Raw genomic sequence first — 23,034 nt, forward strand, 5'->3', positions numbered from 1 at the left:
CATGTGGATAGGCTGTCTTTCCTTTCTTATTACCGACTTATCCACATATTCACAAGCCCTACTATTACTTCTACGATTTTTATTAATAAAATATATATACATGTCATTAAGAAAATTTAGGAGGACCACTATGAAATTCACGATTCAAAAAGATCGTCTTGTCGAAAGTGTCCAAGATGTATTAAAGGCCGTATCCTCTAGAACAACGATACCTATTTTGACAGGGATAAAAATTGTTGCATCTGATGAGGGGGTTTCTCTCACAGGAAGCGACTCTGATATCTCAATTGAATCCTTTATTTCTCAAAGAGATGGAGATTTAGAAGTGATCACGATTGATCGTCCAGGGAGTATTGTGCTTCAGGCCCGCTTCTTTAGTGAAATTGTGAAGAAACTGCCAATGACTACTGTCGAAATTGAAGTAGAACAAAATCACCTCACCATCATCCGTTCTGGTTCAGCGGAATTTAACTTAAACGGCTTAGATGCTGAGGAATATCCGCATCTTCCGCAAATCGAAGAGCATCATGCATTTCAAATTCCGACAGACCTGCTTAAAAACTTAATTCGTCAAACTGTTTTTGCAGTGTCCACCTCAGAAACACGACCTATCTTGACAGGTGTAAACTGGAGGGTAGAAAAAGGTGAATTAATATGCACAGCGACGGATAGCCACCGTCTTGCTTTAAGAAAAGCGAAGTTGGATATTGACGAGGAAAGCTCATACAATGTCGTGATTCCAGGGAAAAGTTTAACAGAGCTAAGTAGAATCCTTGATGATGGACAAGATCTTGTGAGCATCGTAATTACAGAAACTCAAGTTCTCTTTAAAGCACAAAACGTGTTGTTCTTCTCAAGATTGCTGGATGGTAATTATCCAGATACAGCTCGCCTGATCCCGCAGGAAAGTAAAACGGATGTCGTGGTCAACACGAAGGAATTCCTTCAAGCCATTGATCGTGCATCACTTTTGGCAAGAGAAGGACGCAATAACGTCGTAAAGCTGTCAGCTGATCCTGAACAAAGCCTTGAGATTTCTTCTAATTCACCTGAGATCGGTAAAGTAGTCGAAACGGTTCAAGCAGATGACATTAAAGGGGAGGACCTTAAAATCTCCTTCAGTCCAAAATATATGCTGGATGCGTTAAAAGTATTAGAGGGAACTGAAATTCATGTAAGCTTCACTGGTGCCATGAGACCTTTCCTGTTGCGCACGCCAAATGATGATTCAATCTTGCAGTTGATTCTTCCAGTCAGAACATATTAATTCAACTAAAATAGCTGCTGTGAGAGTGCACAGCAGCTTTTCTTCTCGTTTACCATGCTTTCTTTCATCCCAGTTCGCTTTCCCCCTTTCCTTCTTGTCTTGTTTTTTAGTACAATTAGATATTAGTGATATTGAAAGAGGTCGATACAATGCCTAATCTTATAACCATTGAGAAAGAAATGATTACATTAGGGCAGTTTTTGAAATTAGCCGAAGTCATCCAATCTGGCGGAATGGCGAAATGGTTTTTAAGTGAACATGAGGTGTTCATTAATCAAGAGCCAGATAATAGACGGGGACGCAAACTATACCCAGGAGATGTTGTCGAGATAGAAGGTTATGGCACATTTCAAGTTGTGAATTAGAAACGGGTGACAATACATGTACATTCAAAGTCTGGCGTTAACTTCATACCGAAACTATGAACACACCGAGCTTCAATTCGACAACAAGGTGAATGTCATGATCGGTGAGAATGCCCAAGGTAAAACGAACTTGATGGAAGCGATCTATGTATTGTCGATGGCAAAGTCGCATCGTACGTCAAATGATAAAGAACTTATCCGATGGGACCAAGACTATGCTAAAATAGAAGGTAGAGTCATCAAAAAAAATGGTCCACTCCCAATGCAGCTCGTGATCTCAAAAAAAGGGAAAAAGGGCAAGGTCAATCACATTGAACAACAGAAGCTCAGTCATTATGTTGGTGCGTTAAACACCATCATGTTTGCACCAGAGGACTTAAGTCTTGTGAAGGGCAGCCCGCAAATCCGCAGAAGATTTCTCGATATGGAGATTGGACAAGTTTCTGCTGTCTACTTGCATGATTTATCGCTCTATCAAAAAATTCTCTCTCAGCGGAATCATTACTTGAAACAATTGCAGACAAGAAAGCAAAAGGATCAAGCGATGCTGGAGGTTTTAACAGAGCAGTTGATTGATGCGGCAGCGAAAGTTGTCAAAAGACGACTGACTTTTACGAAACAGCTCGAGAAATGGGCGCAGCCGTTGCATTTTGGCATTTCTAGAGAGCTAGAAACACTCACGCTCCAATACCACACGGCGATAGAGGTATCAGAAGCGTCAGACTTGTCGAAAATAAAGAATAGCTATGAAGAATCGTTTCAGAAACTAAGAGACAGAGAAATAGACCGAGGAGTGACGCTGTGGGGACCTCACAGAGATGACCTTCTTTTCTTTGTGAATGGTCGGGATGTTCAGACATATGGCTCTCAAGGGCAGCAAAGAACAACAGCTCTTTCACTAAAGCTGGCAGAAATCGACTTGATACACGAAGAGATCGGAGAATATCCCATTCTTCTACTCGATGATGTTTTATCTGAACTTGATGATTACAGACAGTCTCATTTGCTCCATACCATTCAGGGACGTGTACAGACCTTCGTCACCACAACAAGTGTTGAAGGCATCGATCACGCCACCTTGAAAGAAGCGGAAATTTTCAGAGTAGCCAGTGGAAAAGTAATTGACTGATAAATGAGGTGTGGGTCTTGTATATTCATTTAGGTGATGATTGTGTTGTTTCTACACGAGAGATTGTCGCAATTGTTGATTACAAAATGAGGTCGTCTTCTGTTGTGGAAGAGTTTCTCCTAAAACAAGAAGGACAAATCATTTCGTTATCACAAGGGACACCCAAATCCATCGTCGTCACAACTAAATCTGTTTATTACTCTCCTCTTTCCTCAAGCACGCTCAAAAAACGTGCTTCATTTGTGATTGAAATTGAAGTCTAAAAGCTCAATTCATATAAATATATCGTTTAAGAAAAGTGTAGGTGAATGTACGTGGCAATGGAACAGCAACATAATAGTTATGATGAAAATCAGATACAGGTGCTTGAAGGACTAGAAGCTGTTAGAAAACGTCCAGGAATGTACATTGGGTCAACCAGTGCAAAAGGACTTCACCATCTTGTATGGGAAATTGTCGACAACAGTATTGATGAGGCTTTAGCTGGATATTGCACAGATATTACGGTGCAAATTGAAAAGGATAATAGCATTACAGTGAAAGATAATGGCCGCGGAATTCCTGTTGGGATTCATGAGAAAATGGGACGTCCTGCTGTAGAGGTTATTATGACTGTTCTTCACGCTGGCGGTAAATTTGACGGCAGCGGTTATAAAGTATCTGGCGGTCTGCATGGCGTAGGGGCATCTGTTGTTAATGCGTTATCTACGACCTTAGACGTGACCGTATATCGTGATGGGAAAATTCATTATCAACAATTCAAACGTGGTGTTCCAGTTGGAGATTTAGAGATCATTGGTGAAACAGATGTTACAGGGACAACCACTCATTTTGTGCCAGATACAGAAATTTTTACTGAAACCATTGAATTTGATTACGACACACTTGCCAACCGGGTACGTGAGTTAGCTTTCTTAACAAAAGGTGTCAACATCGTTATTGAAGATTTACGCGAGGGGAAAGAACGACGAAATGAATACTGCTATGAAGGCGGTATTAAGAGCTATGTAGAACATTTAAATCGCTCAAAAGAAGTCGTTCATGAAGAACCCGTTTACATCGAAGGTGAAAAAGATGGAATCACGGTTGAAGTGGCATTACAATATAACGATTCCTATACAAGCAACATCTATTCCTTCGCCAACAATATCAACACGTATGAAGGCGGAACACACGAAGCAGGCTTTAAAACAGGTCTGACACGTGTCATCAATGATTATGCTCGTAAAAATGGCGTATTCAAAGATGGAGACTCGAATTTGAGCGGTGAAGATGTGCGAGAAGGCTTAACAGCCATTATCTCCATCAAACATCCAGATCCTCAATTCGAAGGACAAACGAAGACAAAGCTCGGTAACTCAGAAGCAAGAACCATTACCGACTCCCTTTTCTCTGAAGCACTTGAGAAATTCCTCTTAGAGAACCCTGATGCTGCAAAGAAAATTGTGGAGAAAGGCGTGATGGCAGCTCGTGCAAGAATGGCTGCCAAAAAGGCACGTGAGCTGACAAGACGTAAAAGTGCACTGGAAGTCTCCAGCTTACCGGGGAAACTGGCGGATTGTTCTTCTAAAGACCCTTCCATCTCTGAACTTTATATCGTAGAGGGAGATTCTGCGGGTGGATCTGCTAAGCAAGGTCGTGATCGTCACTTCCAAGCAATCTTACCGTTAAGAGGGAAGATCCTAAACGTAGAAAAAGCGCGACTAGATAAAATTCTATCGAACAACGAGGTTCGGTCAATGATTACAGCGTTAGGGACTGGAATCGGAGAAGACTTTAATTTAGAGAAAGCTCGCTATCACAAAGTTGTGATCATGACAGATGCGGATGTCGATGGAGCGCACATTCGAACGCTGCTTTTAACATTCTTCTATCGCTACATGCGTGAAATCATTGAAAACGGTTATGTGTATATTGCGCAGCCACCTTTATTTAAAGTGCAGCAAGGTAAACGTGTTGAGTATGTGTATAACGATAAACAGCTAGATGATCTGCTAAAGACATTGCCTCAAACACCAAAACCTGGACTTCAGCGCTATAAAGGTCTTGGAGAAATGAACGCAACTCAGCTTTGGGAAACAACAATGGACCCTGATGCGAGAACACTTCTTCAAGTCACACTTGAGGATGCGATCGATGCTGATGAGACATTTGAAATGCTCATGGGAGATAAAGTAGAGCCGAGAAGAAACTTTATCGAAGAAAATGCGCAATACGTGAAAAACCTCGATATTTAGATAGATCCCTACTGAGAACAACCTTATTTCTTGTTTGGAATAAGGTTGTTTTTCAAGAAATAGGGGCGTGTAACCAATGTCCTGTTTTTCCGTGTTTTCGCTGATTTTCTAGTAAATAAATGTGTATAAAGACGAGATTATTGATATAATGGAGAATAGTCTTGTGAAGATAAATACATATTTTACTCCCACATAATTTATTTCATGTGATACGTAAAGGGAGGTTCTTATAGTGAGTGAACAACATACACCAAATGTACGCGAAGTGAATATTAGTCAGGAAATGCGTACGTCTTTTTTAGATTATGCAATGAGTGTGATTGTGTCGCGTGCATTACCAGATGTGCGTGACGGATTAAAGCCCGTGCATCGAAGAATTTTGTATGCGATGAATGACCTAGGTATGACAAGTGATAAACCATTTAAGAAATCTGCACGTATCGTCGGGGAAGTTATCGGTAAGTATCACCCTCATGGTGACAGTGCTGTATACGAAGCGATGGTTCGTATGGCGCAAGACTTCAACTATCGTTATATGTTAGTAGATGGTCATGGAAACTTTGGTTCAGTCGATGGAGACGGAGCAGCGGCGATGCGTTACACCGAGGCACGTCTATCGAAGATTTCTATGGAAATCCTCCGTGATATCACTAAGGATACCATTGATTATCAGGATAACTATGACGGCAGTGAAAGAGAGCCAATGGTGATGCCTGCAAGATTCCCGAACTTATTGGTCAACGGAGCGACAGGAATTGCTGTAGGAATGGCGACCAATATTCCGCCACACCAATTAGGTGAAGTGATTGATGGGGTATTGGCTATCAGTCAAAACCCTGAAATGACCACACAGGAACTTATGGATATCATCCCAGGTCCAGATTTCCCAACAGCAGGTCAAATCATTGGCCGAAGTGGTATTCGGAAGGCGTATGAGACAGGGCGCGGCTCTATTACATTAAGAGCAAAATCGGATATTGAGGAAACATCTAGTGGTAAACAGCGCATTGTTATCAATGAGATTCCTTACCAAGTCAACAAAGCCCGTTTAATTGAAAAAATTGCTGATCTTGTGCGTGATAAAAAGATTGATGGCATTACAGATTTGCGCGATGAATCAGATCGTAATGGTATGCGTATTGTCATTGAACTGCGTAGAGATGCAAACGTTCATGTTCTATTAAACAATCTTTATAAACAAACGACACTTCAAACGTCTTTTGGTATCAACTTATTAGCACTTGTTGATGGACAGCCGAAAGTCTTGTCCCTCAAACAATGTCTAGAGTACTATCTAGAGCATCAAAAAGTGATCATTCGCAGAAGAACAGCGTATGAGCTACGTAAAGCAGAAGCAAGAGCACACATTTTAGAAGGTCTGAGAATTGCACTTGATCACTTAGATGAAGTCATTGCTTTAATTAGAGGCTCTCAAACTGCAGAAATTGCGAGAAATGGTTTGATGGAGAACTATAGCTTGTCTGAAAAACAGGCACAGGCCATTCTTGATATGCGACTTCAGCGTTTGACTGGTCTAGAACGAGAAAAGATAGAAGATGAATATAAAGGACTTGTTGATTTGATTGCTGAATTAAAAGCCATTTTAGCAGACAATGAGAAAGTACTTGAAATCATTAGAGAAGAATTAATAGAAATTAAAGAACGCTTCAATGATACGCGCCGTACTGAAATTGTGACAGCGGGTATTGAAACAATTGAAGACGAAGATTTGATTCCTGTTGAGAACATCGTGATTACGCTGACGCATAATGGTTATATCAAGCGTCTCCCTGCATCAACATACCGCAGTCAAAAAAGAGGCGGTAAAGGTGTCCAAGGAATGGGAACCAACGAAGATGATTTCGTTGAACAGTTGATTTCAACATCGACCCACGATACGATTCTTTTCTTCTCTAATAAAGGGAAGGTTTATCGTGCGAAAGGGTATGAGATTCCTGAATTCGGACGGACAGCGAAAGGGATTCCGATCATTAACCTTCTTGAAGTAGAAAAGGGAGAATGGATTAACGCCATTATTCCAGTAAGCGAATTTGATGAAAATTCGTACCTCTTCTTTACAACAAGACACGGTGTATCAAAACGGACGACATTGTCTCAGTTCGCTAACATTCGAAACAACGGTCTTATTGCACTTAGCCTTCGTGACGAAGATGAACTGATGGCTGTTCGTTTAACCAATGGAGAAAAACAAATCATCATTGGAACGAAAAAGGGGATGCTGATTCGTTTCGCCGAGACAGATGTTCGTGAAATGGGACGTACGGCAGCTGGGGTCAAAGGGATTACACTTTCTGAGGATGACATCGTCGTTGGAATGGAAATCCTTGAGCCAGATGCAAACGTATTGATCGTAACCGAAAGAGGTTATGGTAAATTAACGCCTGAAAAAGAATACCGTGTTCAAACTCGAGGCGGTAAAGGTCTTAAAACATGTAAGATCACTGACAACAATGGTCCGCTTGTCACAGTGAAGGCGACCAATGCTGAAGCTGAAGAAGACTTGATGATTATTACAGGGAGCGGTGTCATCATTCGTATGGCCGTTTCAGACATTTCGACAACAGGCCGTGTCACTCAAGGTGTCCGCCTAATCCGTCTTGGTGATGAGGAACATGTCGCAACAGTGGCATTAGTTGAACAATCACAAGAAGACGATGAAGATAATGAAGAGAACGTAGAGAATATAGAGTCAGATCAAGAGCAATCTGAGTAAAAATAAAGCCGGTTTTTCACCGGCTTTATTTTTTTTGAAAAAACATCACTTTTTTTGAAATTTATAATGCTTTTTTCATAGATATGTGTTAATCTTTCAAAGGAGCAAAAAGAGGCTCTATTTTTTATCTCATTCCCCAGTAAAAACTTCTTAGAAAAACAAAATGTTTTTTAAGAAAAATGTTGACTGTTGATAGAGATATATGATATATTTAAGTGGTCGCTTTAAGAGAGTGACACACAAGTTCTTTGAAAACTAAACAAGACAAAACGTACCTGTTAATTCGAGTTTTTATAAAAAAATCCTATGTTATATCATAGGTAGTCAGTCAAACGCTGACGAAAAACAAAACTTCGGTTTTGTACTTTTTCGGAGAGTTTGATCCTGGCTCAGGACGAACGCTGGCGGCGTGCCTAATACATGCAAGTCGAGCGAACAGAAGGGAGCTTGCTCCCAGATGTTAGCGGCGGACGGGTGAGTAACACGTGGGTAACCTGCCTGTAAGACTGGGATAACTCCGGGAAACCGGAGCTAATACCGGATAGTTCCTTGAACCGCATGGTTCAAGGATGAAAGACGGTTTCGGCTGTCACTTACAGATGGACCCGCGGCGCATTAGCTAGTTGGTGGGGTAATGGCTCACCAAGGCGACGATGCGTAGCCGACCTGAGAGGGTGATCGGCCACACTGGGACTGAGACACGGCCCAGACTCCTACGGGAGGCAGCAGTAGGGAATCTTCCGCAATGGACGAAAGTCTGACGGAGCAACGCCGCGTGAGTGATGAAGGTTTTCGGATCGTAAAGCTCTGTTGTTAGGGAAGAACAAGTGCGAGAGTAACTGCTCGCACCTTGACGGTACCTAACCAGAAAGCCACGGCTAACTACGTGCCAGCAGCCGCGGTAATACGTAGGTGGCAAGCGTTGTCCGGAATTATTGGGCGTAAAGGGCTCGCAGGCGGTTTCTTAAGTCTGATGTGAAAGCCCCCGGCTCAACCGGGGAGGGTCATTGGAAACTGGGAAACTTGAGTGCAGAAGAGGAGAGTGGAATTCCACGTGTAGCGGTGAAATGCGTAGAGATGTGGAGGAACACCAGTGGCGAAGGCGACTCTCTGGTCTGTAACTGACGCTGAGGAGCGAAAGCGTGGGGAGCGAACAGGATTAGATACCCTGGTAGTCCACGCCGTAAACGATGAGTGCTAAGTGTTAGGGGGTTTCCGCCCCTTAGTGCTGCAGCTAACGCATTAAGCACTCCGCCTGGGGAGTACGGTCGCAAGACTGAAACTCAAAGGAATTGACGGGGGCCCGCACAAGCGGTGGAGCATGTGGTTTAATTCGAAGCAACGCGAAGAACCTTACCAGGTCTTGACATCCTCTGACAACCCTAGAGATAGGGCTTTCCCTTCGGGGACAGAGTGACAGGTGGTGCATGGTTGTCGTCAGCTCGTGTCGTGAGATGTTGGGTTAAGTCCCGCAACGAGCGCAACCCTTGATCTTAGTTGCCAGCATTTAGTTGGGCACTCTAAGGTGACTGCCGGTGACAAACCGGAGGAAGGTGGGGATGACGTCAAATCATCATGCCCCTTATGACCTGGGCTACACACGTGCTACAATGGACAGAACAAAGGGCTGCGAGACCGCAAGGTTTAGCCAATCCCATAAATCTGTTCTCAGTTCGGATCGCAGTCTGCAACTCGACTGCGTGAAGCTGGAATCGCTAGTAATCGCGGATCAGCATGCCGCGGTGAATACGTTCCCGGGCCTTGTACACACCGCCCGTCACACCACGAGAGTTTGCAACACCCGAAGTCGGTGAGGTAACCTTTATGGAGCCAGCCGCCGAAGGTGGGGCAGATGATTGGGGTGAAGTCGTAACAAGGTAGCCGTATCGGAAGGTGCGGCTGGATCACCTCCTTTCTAAGGATATATGGAGCAGTGTGCGTTTTCGTCTTGTTTAGTTTTGAAGGAACTTGCAAAAGATCCTACAACATCATATCTTCGATATGAAAGATGGGCCTGTAGCTCAGCTGGTTAGAGCGCACGCCTGATAAGCGTGAGGTCGGTGGTTCGAGTCCACTCAGGCCCACCATCTTCTATTAAATCGGGGCCTTAGCTCAGCTGGGAGAGCGCCTGCCTTGCACGCAGGAGGTCAGCGGTTCGATCCCGCTAGGCTCCACCAACGTGTTCTTTGAAAACTAGATAACAATAAGTAATACATTCACATTGAATGCAATGCAAAGTTCATCACACATAGTGATTCTTTCTAAAGTAAGAAATGGTTAAGTTAGAAAGGGCGCACGGTGGATGCCTTGGCACTAGGAGCCGATGAAGGACGGGACGAACACCGATATGCTTCGGGGAGCTGTAAGCAAGCTTTGATCCGGAGATTTCCGAATGGGGAAACCCACTGCTCGTAATGGAGTAGTATCCATACTTGAATACATAGAGTATGAGAAGGCATACCCGGGGAACTGAAACATCTAAGTACCCGGAGGAAGAGAAAGCAAATGCGATTCCCTGAGTAGCGGCGAGCGAAACGGGAACAGCCCAAACCAAGAGGCTTGCCTCTTGGGGTTGTAGGACACTCTATACGGAGTTACAAAGGAACGATATAAGCGAAGAGGTCTGGAAAGGCCCGCCAAAGAAGGTAACAGCCCTGTAACTGAAATGTTGTTCTCTCCAGAGTGGATCCTGAGTACGGCGGAACACGTGAAATTCCGTCGGAATCCGGGAGGACCATCTCCCAAGGCTAAATACTCCCTAGTGACCGATAGTGAACCAGTACCGTGAGGGAAAGGTGAAAAGCACCCCGGAAGGGGAGTGAAATAGATCCTGAAACCGTGTGCCTACAAGTAGTCAGAGCCCGTTAAAGGGTGATGGCGTGCCTTTTGTAGAATGAACCGGCGAGTTACGATCCCGTGCAAGGTTAAGCAGAAGATGCGGAGCCGCAGCGAAAGCGAGTCTGAATAGGGCGCATGAGTACGTGGTCGTAGACCCGAAACCAGGTGATCTACCCATGTCCAGGGTGAAGTTCAGGTAACACTGAATGGAGGCCCGAACCCACGCACGTTGAAAAGTGCGGGGATGAGGTGTGGGTAGGGGTGAAATGCCAATCGAACCTGGAGATAGCTGGTTCTCTCCGAAATAGCTTTAGGGCTAGCCTCAAGGTAAGAGTCTCGGAGGTAGAGCACTGATTGGACTAGGGGCCCCTACCGGGTTACCGAATTCAGTCAAACTCCGAATGCCGATGACTTATCCTTGGGAGTCAGACTGCGAGTGATAAGATCCGTAGTCGAAAGGGAAACAGCCCAGACCGCCAGCTAAGGTCCCAAAGTATACGTTAAGTGGAAAAGGATGTGGAGTTGCTTAGACAACCAGGATGTTGGCTTAGAAGCAGCCACCATTTAAAGAGTGCGTAATAGCTCACTGGTCGAGTGACTCTGCGCCGAAAATGTACCGGGGCTAAACGTATCACCGAAGCTGCGGACTGTTCTTACGAACAGTGGTAGGAGAGCGTTCTAAGTGCTGTGAAGTCAGACCGGAAGGACTGGTGGAGCGCTTAGAAGTGAGAATGCCGGTATGAGTAGCGAAAGACGGGTGAGAATCCCGTCCACCGAATGCCTAAGGTTTCCTGAGGAAGGCTCGTCCGCTCAGGGTTAGTCGGGACCTAAGCCGAGGCCGAAAGGCGTAGGCGATGGACAACAGGTTGATATTCCTGTACCACCTCCTCACCATTTGAGCAATGGGGGGACGCAGGAGGATAGGGTAAGCGCGGTATTGGATATCCGCGTCCAAGCAGTTAGGCTGGGAAATAGGCAAATCCGTTTCCCGTAAAGGCTGAGCTGTGATGGCGAGCGAAATTTAGTAGCGAAGTTCCTGATTCCACACTGCCAAGAAAAGCCTCTAGCGAGGTGAGAGGTGCCCGTACCGCAAACCGACACAGGTAGGCGAGGAGAGAATCCTAAGGTGATCGAGAGAACTCTCGTTAAGGAACTCGGCAAAATGACCCCGTAACTTCGGGAGAAGGGGTGCTTCTTAGGGTGTTAAAGCCCCGAGAAGCCGCAGTGAATAGGCCCAGGCGACTGTTTAGCAAAAACACAGGTCTCTGCGAAGCCGTAAGGCGAAGTATAGGGGCTGACGCCTGCCCGGTGCTGGAAGGTTAAGAGGAGCGCTTAGCGTAAGCGAAGGTGCGAATTGAAGCCCCAGTAAACGGCGGCCGTAACTATAACGGTCCTAAGGTAGCGAAATTCCTTGTCGGGTAAGTTCCGACCCGCACGAAAGGCGCAACGATCTGGGCACTGTCTCAACGAGAGACTCGGTGAAATTATAGTACCTGTGAAGATGCAGGTTACCCGCGACAGGACGGAAAGACCCCGTGGAGCTTTACTGCAGCCTGATATTGAATGTTGGTACAGCTTGTACAGGATAGGTAGGAGCCTTGGAAACCGGAGCGCTAGCTTCGGTGGAGGCATCGGTGGGATACTACCCTGGCTGTATTGACCTTCTAACCCGCTGCCCTTATCGGGCAGGGAGACAGTGTCAGGTGGGCAGTTTGACTGGGGCGGTCGCCTCCTAAAATGTAACGGAGGCGCCCAAAGGTTCCCTCAGAATGGTTGGAAATCATTCGCAGAGTGTAAAGGCACAAGGGAGCTTGACTGCGAGACCTACAAGTCGAGCAGGGACGAAAGTCGGGCTTAGTGATCCGGTGGTTCCGCATGGAAGGGCCATCGCTCAACGGATAAAAGCTACCCCGGGGATAACAGGCTTATCTCCCCCAAGAGTCCACATCGACGGGGAGGTTTGGCACCTCGATGTCGGCTCATCGCATCCTGGGGCTGTAGTCGGTCCCAAGGGTTGGGCTGTTCGCCCATTAAAGCGGTACGCGAGCTGGGTTCAGAACGTCGTGAGACAGTTCGGTCCCTATCCGTCGCGGGCGCAGGAAATTTGAGAGGAGCTGTCCTTAGTACGAGAGGACCGGGATGGACGCACCGCTGGTGTACCAGTTGTTCTGCCAAGGGCATCGCTGGGTAGCTATGTGCGGACGGGATAAGTGCTGAAAGCATCTAAGCATGAAGCCCCCCTCAAGATGAGATTTCCCATTCCGCAAGGAAGTAAGATCCCTGAAAGATGATCAGGTTGATAGGTCTGAGGTGGAAGCGTGGTGACACGTGGAGCTGACAGATACTAATAGATCGAGGACTTAACCTATATTCTAATGTGAAGCTTGAACATTGTTATCTAGTTTTGAGAGAACATTCTCTCCATCAGGTTTGGTGGCGATAGCGAAGAGGTCACACCCGTTCCCATACCGAACACGGAAGTTAAGCTCTTCAGCGCCGATGGTAGTTGGGGGTCTCCCCCTGTGAGAGTAGGACGCCGCCAAGCTTGTATAAGGATCAGTTCCATACGGAACTGGTCTTTTTTGTTTTTTCTTCTAATAGCATCATGATATAAGCTGGGAACTTCTCTTCGGCAATCTCCATGTAGCGTTCAATCATGACGTAATCATCACTAATGTATTGAGACAGCAGCTCGTACCACCATTCAGTTTCGTAGCGGGCAATCATACTGAGGTTATACATTAATAAGTAATGACTGATGATCTCAGGAATCCCTAAAAAGGAATCACGCGTTGACGGAATATACCATTGATCCATTTCTAAATCATAATGAAGATGAGTAGCGAGCGCTGGGTTTTCTTCTAGAGATACATCAAACGTCAGCTTTTTCGCTTCTCTCTGTCTGAGTTTCCAACTTGTATGAAACTCAAAGTATTCAATAAAGCGTTCAGCAGACATGTTATAAAGCAATGGAATATGATCTTGAATCATCATCCCATTGGCCTTTTCCACTTTCACTAATGCTGAGGGCTGCTTTTGAAAATCTAGAATATGACTCATTTCCGGTATCTTTGAGAGGAGATGAATCATCGTAAATCGCTCATCTTCAAGTCCATTTAAATGAAATAGATGCTTTAACACATGCATGCATAGTCCATTTCGTTGAATTTTCACCTCATCTTCACTAAAACGGTAGTGCTGCTTCTTTCTCTTTCTCGATGTTACACCATGGGCCAAAACAGAGGTTTGAGAAGGATAGTGAGGATCAACTGTCAGTAAACAGGCCTTTAGTAACTGAGCCATTCCATAAAACAATAAAATGGGCTTCAGTTCGAGTGGAGCGTTAGCTGCCTGTTCATAGAACGTATGGCCATGCTTTAAAAAATAAATAAACCGTTCACAGTTTTTATAGGCTTGCTGGTTTGCATCTTGAATGTTCCGTTTCTCATATTGTTGATATAGAAACTTTTGGGAAGTTTCGAGTGAGTAAAAACGTTTTAAATCCTTCCATCCTGAACTTTTCATCTTCTTCCTCAACTCTCTTTATATTTTCTAAAAATTGCAACTGTTTGTTGCTTCCTTGACATGCTGTTTGCTAGTTGATAATCTACATATAATATTTTGCCGAAAAGAGGGGGATTTACTAATGTGGGAAAGTAAATTTTCAAAAGAAGGTTTGACGTTTGACGATGTTTTGCTTGTTCCAGCTAAGTCTGAAGTACTTCCGCGAGATGTCGATCTATCAGTTGAGTTAACAAGCACATTAAAACTAAACATTCCAATTATCAGTGCAGGAATGGACACGGTGACTGAATCACAAATGGCGATTGCAATGGCACGTCAAGGTGGTCTTGGTATCATTCATAAGAACATGTCTATTGAGCAACAAGCAGAGCAAGTGGATAAAGTAAAACGTTCAGAGCGCGGCGTTATTACAAATCCATTCTTCTTAACACCTGAGCATCAAGTCTTTGATGCAGAGCACTTAATGGGTAAATACCGTATTTCAGGTGTACCGATTGTAAATAACATAGAAGATCAAAAGCTTGTCGGTATTATTACGAACCGTGACCTTCGATTTATTTCGGATTATTCAATGAAGATTAGCGATGTGATGACAAAAGAGGAACTTGTGACAGCTTCTGTCGGTACGACGTTAGAAGAAGCTGAAAAAATCCTACAGCAATACAAAATTGAAAAATTACCTCTTTTAGATGACGAAGGAACGTTAAAAGGTCTCATCACCATCAAAGATATTGAAAAAGTGATCGAATTCCCTAACTCCTCTAAAGATGCACATGGTCGTTTAATTGTTGGTGCCGCTGTTGGTGTCACTGGCGATACAATGACTCGTGTGAGAAAATTAGTCGAAGCCAATGTGGATGTCGTTGTCATTGATACGGCACATGGTCATTCACAAGGTGTTCTAAACACTGTATCGAAAATCCGTGAAACGTATCCTTCTCTTAATATCATTGCTGGTAATGTGGCAACAGCCGAAGCAACAAAAGCATTGTTTGAAGCAGGAGCCGATATTGTGAAAGTCGGTATCGGACCAGGATCTATTTGTACAACACGTGTTGTTGCAGGCGTTGGTGTACCACAAATCACAGCGATCTATGACTGTGCAACAGAAGCAAGAAAACATGGTAAAGCTATTATTGCAGATGGTGGAATTAAATATTCAGGTGATATCGTAAAAGCTCTAGCATCTGGTGGACATGCTGTAATGCTTGGAAGCCTTCTAGCTGGTACATCTGAAAGCCCAGGAGACACAGAAATTTTCCAAGGTAGACGCTTCAAAGTTTATCGCGGTATGGGTTCAGTCGCTGCAATGGAAAAAGGAAGTAAAGATCGTTACTTCCAAGAAGATAATAAAAAATTCGTTCCAGAAGGTATTGAAGGCCGTACACCATACAAAGGACCAGTCGTTGATACAGTGTATCAACTCGTTGGCGGTATCCGTTCTGGTATGGGCTATTGTGGAACACAGGACTTACGCTCTCTTAGAGAAGATGCACAGTTCATTCGCATGACTGGTGCAGGACTTCGTGAGAGTCATCCACATGATGTACAAATTACAAAAGAATCACCAAACTACACAATTTCTTGATAAATTGTGACAGTTAAATTACATTTGACAGGGTCTATGACTCTGTCTATTTTTTTTGTCTTTATTGTGATAAAATTTATACTGTTGTGTTGAAATAAGCCCTTGTGGATTAAATATATATGAAATATGTCGAAAAAAGATGATAACGGAGGTATGACGATTGAACAGCAAGATATTGAAACAGCTTATGGTCTCTATCCTTGCACTGGCATTGATTGTGACAGCATTTACACCAATGTCCAAAGCAAAAGCAGCTGAAGATCCATTCAATGTGAATGCGAAAGCAGCGATCCTAATTGAAGCTTCTACAGGTAAGATCCTTTATAGTAAAAACGCAGAGCAAAGATTACCTATTGCAAGTATGGCAAAGATGATGACAGAGTATCTTTTACTAGAAGCGATTGCTGAAGGCAAAGTGAAATGGGATCAAACGTATACGCCAGATGATTATGTATACGAAATTTCTCAGGACCGCAGTTTATCAAACGTTCCTTTGAGAAAAGATGGCTCGTATACAGTGAAAGAACTTTATCAAGCAACGGCTATTTATTCGGCAAATGCAGCAGCAATTGGCTTAGCAGAAGTGATTGCTGGATCAGAATCGAAGTTCGTTGAAAAAATGAACGCAAAAGCAAAAGAATTAGGTTTAACAAACTACAAATTCGTGAATGCAACTGGACTAGAAAATAAAGACTTACATGGCAAACAGCCAAAAGGTACAGGTCCTGATGAAGAAAGTGAAGTATCTGCGAAAGATATGGCATTGCTTGCACAGCATCTCATCAAAGACCACCCAGAAATTCTTGAAACATCAAGTATTGCGAAAACAAAGTTCAGAGAAGGCACAGACGATGAAATGGACATGCCTAACTGGAACTTCATGCTTAAAGGACTTGTGAAGGAATATAAAGGTGTAGACGGTCTGAAAACAGGTTCTACAGATTCAGCTGGTTCTAGCTTCACAGGTACCGCTAAACAAGGTGACATGCGTGTCATCGCAGTGATCTTGAATGCAAAAGGTAATCTTCATACAGCACGTTTTGACGTGGCGAAAAAACTGTTCGATTATGCGTTTAAAAACTTCACGATGAAAGAAATGTACAAAAAAGGTCAACAGATCAAAGGACATGAAAACATCGAAGTCGACAAAGGCAAAGACAAAGAAGTACCTGTCGTTACGAAAGAAGCTTTCTCTGTGCCGGTCAAAAATGGCGACGAAAAGAGCTTTAAAGCAAAAGTAAATATCGAGAAAACAAAACTCGAAGCTCCTATTAAAAAAGGAACGAAGGTAGGCATGCTGACGACTTCTTATTCTGGTGATGAGAAGGATTACGGCTATTTGAATAAAGATCAATCAGGTGTTGAGCTTATAACGAAAACAGGCGATGAAAAAGCAAACTGGTTCATCCTTGCAATGCGTGGTGTAGGTGGATTCTTCGCTGGCATTTGGGGCGGAATCGTTGACACAGTAAAAGGTTGGTTCTAATAAAAAACTGCTCTCTATGCATGAGAGCAGTTTTTTTATCGTTAAAAGAAAAGCGATTGTTTGTGATTTTGAGGAGTGGACAAGGCTTGCTGAAAAATACCACATAACTTTTCCACTCCCTCGGTCAGTGCCTTTTCATTCACATAAGAAAAGCTGAGGCGGATATAGTTTTGTTTCGGCTCTCCAGGATAGCACACAGAGCCAGGCAGAAAGGTGATTTGCTGTTTACGTGCCTCATGCAGCAGTGCACGTGTATCAACCCAGGAAGGAAAGCTAAGCCACAAATTGAGCCCACCCTGAGGAATTTGCCACGTCACATCTTTTGGTGCGTGCTTCGTTAACACATCTATCATTAAATCACGTCTCACCTTCAAGGCGGTTCTCAGCTTTTTCGTATGATCAATCATTTTCTTTGAAGTCAGAAATGGCAGAATGGCTTTTTGTGTGAGAAGAGGGCTGCCTAAATCATTATTGGCCTTTGCAGCTAATAAACGATTAAATATCGAGCCTGAAGCAGTGATAATCCCAATTCTGCATCCTGGAGCAAGTGTTTTACTTAAACCTCGTAAATAAATGACGTGTCCATCATGATCCAGACTTTTGATAGGTGCAGGCGGCTTCTTTTCGAAATATAGCTCACGATAAGGATCATCCTCTACAATCAGACAATCAATACTTTGAGCCAGTAAGAGAAGTTGTTTTCTGCGTTTCATTGACATACTGGCGCCTGTTGGACTGTGAAAAGTAGGAATCGTGTAGATGAGCTTTGGTTTATATTTATCACAAATGCTTTGAAGCTGCTTCATGTTCATTCCTTCATGATCAACCGGGACTGTAATAATTCTTGCCCCTCTCCCCATAAAGACATCAATGGCGCCTGGATAGGTCGGTGCTTCCATGACAACTACATCATCAGGACCGATAAACGCACGTGCGACCAGATCAAGCCCTTGCTGAGAACCACTAGTTACTAGGATATTCTCAGGAGTTGAAGGCACATCCAGCTTTTCTAAAAAAGACTGAATGACCTGCCGCAGCTGAAGATCCCCTTGAATTTCCCCATACTTTGACATGATTTGAGGATGTCTGGCTAGGACATGCTGCATTTCTTTTTCTAAATAACGGTTCGGCAAAAGCCCTGGATCGATCATAGAGGAAGAAAGGTTGATCGCTTCTTCGACATAGTGATACTGAGCAAATTGAGATCGTGGTAAATAATCCGGAATGGATAACTGCCAATCAAAAGAGGTAGATGACGGAATCGGAATCTCTGACTGCTTTTGAAGCTCATCCACAAACGTTCCTTTTCCTTGCACAGTCGTTAAATATCCGTCGTCCTTCAGCCGAGTGTATGCCTTTGCTGCCGTGACAAGACTCACATTCAACTGCTTTGCCAAATCACGTACAGTTGGCAGCTTATCTCCCTGTTGAAGCAAACCCGATTGGATATGATCAATGATTGAAAAGTAAATCTGATTTGAAAGCGATGTATCAGAATGTCGATGGATATCAATATGCATGAGAAACCTCCATTGAGTGCAAAATTGTTATACATGAATTTGAATTGTTATAGTTGCATTATAGCATGTAAATGACACTTCAAAGAAAGAATGACATATTTTTAGCAGGTAATCGTTTATATACAAGGGTTTAAGCTATTTTTTCGGCTGATTGAATTGTTATACTATTCTCTTTATTGTTATACTGTCTCGCTTGTATGATAAAGGGGTAAATCAATCGAATTGACAAATGGGAGGAAACTATTGTGAGCAATAAGGGAACTGAACGAGTGAAACGTGGAATGGCAGAAATGCAAAAGGGTGGCGTCATTATGGATGTCGTCAATGCTGAACAGGCGAAGATCGCAGAAGAAGCAGGTGCGGTGGCAGTTATGGCACTAGAACGAGTACCAGCTGATATCCGTGCAGCCGGCGGTGTTGCCCGTATGGCAGACCCAAGAATCGTAGAAGAAGTACAAAATGCAGTAACGATTCCAGTCATGGCAAAAGCACGTATCGGCCATATCGTCGAGGCTCGTGTTCTTGAAGCACTTGGTGTTGATTATATCGATGAGAGTGAAGTGCTGACGCCCGCAGATGAGGAATTCCATTTAAATAAAAATGAATACACAGTACCTTTTGTCTGTGGTTGCCGTGATTTAGGTGAAGCAACCCGTCGTATCGCAGAAGGCGCTTCTATGCTTCGTACAAAAGGGGAGCCTGGAACAGGCAACATTGTAGAAGCTGTCCGTCATATGAGAAAGGTCAATGCTCAGATTCGTAAAGTAGCATCAATGAATGAAGATGAACTGATGACAGAAGCGAAGAACCTAGGAGCACCGTATGAATTATTGCTTCAAATCAAAAAAGATGGCAAGCTCCCTGTTGTTAACTTTGCAGCGGGAGGCGTTGCGACACCAGCAGATGCTGCGTTAATGATGCAGCTTGGAGCAGACGGTGTATTTGTTGGATCGGGTATTTTTAAATCAGACAATCCAGCGAAATTTGCAAAAGCAATTGTTGAAGCAACGACTCACTTCACAGATTACCGTCTCATTGCAGAGCTTTCAAAAGAGCTTGGAACAGCCATGAAAGGAATTGAAATCTCAAATCTACTGCCAGAAGAGCGTATGCAAGAGCGTGGCTGGTAATTAAGGGAGCGCAAACGAACATGCTAACAATTGGTGTACTAGGGCTTCAAGGAGCCGTGAGAGAGCATATTCAATCGATTGAAGCTTGCGCTGCAGAAGGGAAGATCATCAAACGAGCAGAAGAGCTAGCATCTGTGGACGGTCTTATTATCCCTGGTGGAGAAAGCACGACGATGAGAAGACTCATGGATACGTACCAATTCATTGAACCGATCAAAGCGTTCGCTGCAGAAGGGAAACCGATTTTCGGAACATGTGCCGGTTTGATTATGCTGGCAAAGCATATAGAAGATCGAGACGATGCTCATCTTGGACTGTTAAATGTATCTGTTGCACGGAATTCATTTGGCAGACAGGTAGACAGCTTTGAAGCAGATTTAGAAGTAAAAGGACTGGATGCGCCGTTTACAGGAGTGTTCATCCGTGCGCCTCATATCATCAGCGCAGATGAGAGCGTAGACATCGTGGCTGAATATGATGGCAGGATTGTGATGGCGAAGGAAAACAATATCTTAGGCTGTTCTTTTCATCCAGAGCTGACAGACGACCACCGGTTAACACAGCTGTTTGTTGAAATGGTGAAGTCCTATAAAACGAAGCTCGCTGTATAAAACGGTTGAAAAGAGATAAAACTTATAGTACATTAAAATCACAATCAAAGATCGAAAAAGCGTTGACGGGAAATAGTAAGAAGCCCCTCTTTCTCAGAGAGCCGATGGTTGGTGCGAATCGGTGAAAGATGCAGTCTGAATCCATCCTTGAGCGAAATGCTGAAACACGTGAAGTAAGCATTTACGGTGATACCGTTACAGAGGAAAGAGGAAAGCATGCTTCTGCATGTTTTCAATCAGGGTGGCAACGCGAGAGCTCTCGTCCCTTTCATGGGATGAGGGCTCTTTTTATTTTTCGATAAAAAAAGGAGTGTTATACATGCTGGATATTAAACAACTGCGCACGGACTTTGATCAAATTAAAGAAAAATTAGCACACCGAGGCGAAGATTTAGCGGATTTTGATAAGTTTGGTGAGCTGGATCAAAAAAGAAGAGAACTAATCGGAAAAACAGAAGAATTAAAGAGCCGAAGAAATGAAGTATCACAGCAAGTGGCTGTTCTAAAAAGAGAAAAGAAAGACGCCGATCACATTATTCAAGAAATGCGTGAGGTAGGAGATGAGATTAAGAAGCTGGATGATGAGCTACGAACAGTAGAAGAAAGCTTGCAGCACATCCTATTCTCTATTCCGAATATCCCTCATGACACTGTACCAGTTGGGGAAACAGAAGATGACAACGTGGAAGTGAGAAAATGGGGCGAACAGCCGGCATTCTCATTTGAGCCAAAGCCACATTGGGACGTAGCGGATGAACTAAACATTCTCGATTTTGAACGTGCAGGAAAAGTCACAGGAAGCCGTTTCGTTTTTTATAAAGGGCTTGGCGCACGCTTAGAGCGCGCACTATATAACTTTATGCTCGATTTGCACGTAGATGAGTTTGGTTTTACTGAAGTGCTTCCACCTTACATGGTCAATAGAGCGAGCATGACAGGAACTGGGCAGCTTCCAAAATTCGAAGAGGATGCTTTTAAAATCCGTGAAGAAGATTATTTCCTCATTCCAACAGCTGAAGTACCTATTACTAACATGCACCGTGATGAAATAATTGAAGGGGAACAGCTGCCAATCAATTATGCAGCGTTCAGTGCTTGCTTTAGATCAGAGGCTGGATCTGCCGGCAGAGATACACGCGGACTCATCCGTCAGCATCAATTTAATAAGGTAGAGCTTGTGAAATTTGTAAGACCTGAAGATTCTTATGAAGAATTAGAGAAACTAACAAATCAAGCAGAAAAAGTCCTTCAGTTATTAAACCTGCCATACCGTGTCATGAGCATGTGTACGGGAGATTTAGGATTCACGGCTGCGAAGAAATACGACATCGAAGTATGGATTCCGAGCCAAGATACGTATCGTGAAATTTCTTCTTGCAGTAACTTTGAAGCATTCCAAGCAAGACGTGCAAACATTCGATTCCGTCCAGAGCCTAAAGCCAAGCCAGAGCATGTGCACACATTAAATGGATCTGGTTTAGCAGTAGGAAGAACCGTGGCGGCCATTTTAGAAAACTATCAACAAGAGGACGGTACTGTGATTATTCCTGAAGTACTGCGTCCTTATATGGGAAATAAAGAAGTCATGAAATAAGATGCCGTTATGGCATCTTATTTCTTTTTCCCAAAAGTCCTACAGTTTTCCTAAATTTAGCCGATAGAAATACTAAAAGCTTCTAGGAAAGAAGGAATAACCTTGAATAGGCTTGACTATTATGTTGAAATGGCTCAATTAATTAGAAAAGTTCTAGATGAAAGTATCCTTTTCGGCATCACTGATACAGAGAAGGTGCTTTGTTACTATCCGTCTAAAACAATAGATTTTGGCATGAAGGTTGGGGACCCATTGAACCCAGAAGACCAAAACGTGGCGACGACATTAAGAGGACAAGAATATGACGGTCATTTACCAGAGTCTTTATATGGTTATGAAATTGCAGTAAAAGGTTACCCGATTTTTGATGAAAATAGAAAAGTAATTGGCTCTTTTTTAGTGGCATTTTCACATCATCGTGAAAAGAAATTAAGTGGTTACATGGAGCATATCAATGATGTAGCGAAAGAACTTCAAAGTGGAATTGAGCAAATTGCTGCGCATTCACAAGAGCTGGCTGCCACAAGTTTAGAAATAAGCGAACAGGCAGGAAGAGCGGAAGAGAAATCTGCAAATATTGAAGAAGTCGTCAAAACCATTGGCGGGATTGCTAGACAAACAAACTTGCTAGGCCTAAATGCTGCAATTGAAGCAGCAAGAGCAGGAGAGAATGGAAAAGGGTTTGCTGTCGTAGCTGATGAAGTTCGTAAATTATCAGATGGCTCAAAGGAAGCGGCTGAAACCATTAATACCTTCTTAAAAGAGATCCAAGGCAGCATTGGCACTTTGTCTGAAAACATCTCACAAATCAGCAGTTCAACAAATGAACAAGCAAAACAAGTGACAGACTTTACGAAAATTATTGAATCATTAAATGAGTTTAAAGAAGAGATGAATCATTTTATTGAAGAGATTAGACAGGATACAAAATAGATCAAGAGCAGCCGTCGATGGCTGCTTTTTTATGGGCAGATTCTCATACCAAAATAACTTATTGAAATTTTTTTCGG

General features: G+C 43.5%; 14 protein-coding genes, 2 tRNA genes, 3 rRNA genes and 1 other annotated feature. Of the genes, 17 read left to right on the top strand and 2 right to left on the bottom strand.

Features of this window, described 5'->3' with window-relative positions; all coding sequences use genetic code 11:
• The first annotated feature begins 130 nt into the window (after positions 1-130).
• From dnaN to rrf, 11 genes are all read left to right on the top strand, one after another.
• Positions 131-1,267, top strand: a complete 1,137-nt coding sequence (gene dnaN, locus MHB83_RS04895; protein WP_106033057.1) for a DNA polymerase III subunit beta — start codon at positions 131-133, stop codon at positions 1,265-1,267.
• A gap of 149 nt (positions 1,268-1,416) precedes the next feature.
• Entirely contained in the window at positions 1,417-1,632 is a 216-nt protein-coding gene (gene yaaA, locus MHB83_RS04900) for a S4 domain-containing protein YaaA (protein WP_003215257.1), read from the top strand.
• Between the two features lie 16 nt (positions 1,633-1,648).
• Entirely contained in the window at positions 1,649-2,761 is a 1,113-nt protein-coding gene (gene recF / locus MHB83_RS04905) for a DNA replication/repair protein RecF (protein WP_003215341.1), read from the top strand.
• Between the two features lie 17 nt (positions 2,762-2,778).
• The gene (locus MHB83_RS04910; protein ID WP_003214686.1) at positions 2,779-3,024 is read left to right on the top strand and encodes an extracellular matrix/biofilm biosynthesis regulator RemA family protein; all 246 of its coding nucleotides are present in this window, start codon (positions 2,779-2,781) and stop codon (positions 3,022-3,024) included.
• 57 nt (positions 3,025-3,081) lie between these two features.
• Positions 3,082-4,998: a DNA topoisomerase (ATP-hydrolyzing) subunit B gene (gene gyrB / locus MHB83_RS04915; protein WP_284907719.1), complete on the top strand. Its 1,917-nt coding sequence runs from the start codon at positions 3,082-3,084 to the stop codon at positions 4,996-4,998.
• A 232-nt stretch (positions 4,999-5,230) separates the two neighbouring features.
• Positions 5,231-7,732, top strand: a complete 2,502-nt coding sequence (gyrA, locus tag MHB83_RS04920) for a DNA gyrase subunit A (protein WP_003214767.1) — start codon at positions 5,231-5,233, stop codon at positions 7,730-7,732.
• Between the two features lie 366 nt (positions 7,733-8,098).
• A 16S ribosomal RNA gene (locus tag MHB83_RS04925) occupies positions 8,099-9,647 on the top strand.
• A gap of 95 nt (positions 9,648-9,742) precedes the next feature.
• Positions 9,743-9,819, top strand: a tRNA-Ile gene (locus MHB83_RS04930).
• A 14-nt stretch (positions 9,820-9,833) separates the two neighbouring features.
• Positions 9,834-9,909, top strand: a tRNA-Ala gene (locus tag MHB83_RS04935).
• A gap of 98 nt (positions 9,910-10,007) precedes the next feature.
• Positions 10,008-12,938 (top strand): 23S ribosomal RNA (locus MHB83_RS04940).
• 61 nt (positions 12,939-12,999) lie between these two features.
• Positions 13,000-13,115, top strand: a 5S ribosomal RNA gene (rrf, locus tag MHB83_RS04945).
• The 16S, 23S and 5S rRNA genes sit together here with 2 tRNA genes alongside, the layout of an rRNA operon.
• A gap of 11 nt (positions 13,116-13,126) precedes the next feature.
• Here the strand turns inward: rrf and MHB83_RS04950 are convergent.
• Complete coding sequence (locus tag MHB83_RS04950; RefSeq protein WP_310027163.1) at positions 13,127-14,095, bottom strand: YaaC family protein; 969 nt, start codon at positions 14,093-14,095, stop codon at positions 13,127-13,129.
• A gap of 121 nt (positions 14,096-14,216) precedes the next feature.
• On the opposite strand from MHB83_RS04950, the gene guaB reads away from it, so the two are divergent.
• Positions 14,217-15,683 (top strand): IMP dehydrogenase, encoded by a 1,467-nt coding sequence (gene guaB, locus MHB83_RS04955; RefSeq protein WP_003218109.1) that lies wholly within the window; start codon positions 14,217-14,219, stop codon positions 15,681-15,683.
• Between the two features lie 160 nt (positions 15,684-15,843).
• Positions 15,844-17,169 carry a D-alanyl-D-alanine carboxypeptidase family protein gene (locus MHB83_RS04960; RefSeq protein WP_003218098.1) on the top strand — a complete coding sequence of 442 codons (1,326 nt, stop codon included), beginning with the start codon at positions 15,844-15,846 and terminating at the stop codon, positions 17,167-17,169.
• A 41-nt stretch (positions 17,170-17,210) separates the two neighbouring features.
• Here the strand turns inward: MHB83_RS04960 and MHB83_RS04965 are convergent, their stop codons facing one another.
• Positions 17,211-18,689: a PLP-dependent aminotransferase family protein gene (locus MHB83_RS04965; RefSeq protein ID WP_212046733.1), complete on the bottom strand. Its 1,479-nt coding sequence runs from the start codon at positions 18,687-18,689 to the stop codon at positions 17,211-17,213.
• A 245-nt stretch (positions 18,690-18,934) separates the two neighbouring features.
• Between MHB83_RS04965 and pdxS the strand changes: the two genes are divergently transcribed.
• The 4 genes from pdxS to MHB83_RS04985 all read left to right on the top strand — a co-directional run bounded on the left by pdxS (position 18,935) and on the right by MHB83_RS04985 (position 22,957).
• Positions 18,935-19,819: a pyridoxal 5'-phosphate synthase lyase subunit PdxS gene (pdxS, locus tag MHB83_RS04970; RefSeq protein ID WP_003218112.1), complete on the top strand. Its 885-nt coding sequence runs from the start codon at positions 18,935-18,937 to the stop codon at positions 19,817-19,819.
• A 20-nt stretch (positions 19,820-19,839) separates the two neighbouring features.
• On the top strand, positions 19,840-20,430 hold the full coding sequence (gene pdxT, locus MHB83_RS04975; protein ID WP_335356115.1) for a pyridoxal 5'-phosphate synthase glutaminase subunit PdxT: 591 nt from the start codon (positions 19,840-19,842) through the stop codon (positions 20,428-20,430).
• A 53-nt stretch (positions 20,431-20,483) separates the two neighbouring features.
• Positions 20,484-20,700 (top strand) — a binding site (T-box leader).
• Between the two features lie 49 nt (positions 20,701-20,749).
• Positions 20,750-22,024, top strand: coding sequence for a serine--tRNA ligase (gene serS, locus MHB83_RS04980; protein ID WP_065097774.1), 1,275 nt, complete (start codon positions 20,750-20,752; stop codon positions 22,022-22,024).
• A 102-nt stretch (positions 22,025-22,126) separates the two neighbouring features.
• A complete protein-coding gene (locus MHB83_RS04985; protein WP_342496701.1) occupies positions 22,127-22,957 on the top strand; it encodes a methyl-accepting chemotaxis protein in 831 nt (276 codons plus the stop codon).
• Positions 22,958-23,034: the final 77 nt, after the last annotated feature.

Origin of the sequence: Bacillus sp. FSL K6-3149, assembly GCF_038630515.1 — a bacterium.
In the GTDB taxonomy this organism is placed as follows: domain Bacteria; phylum Bacillota; class Bacilli; order Bacillales; family Bacillaceae; genus Bacillus; species Bacillus pumilus.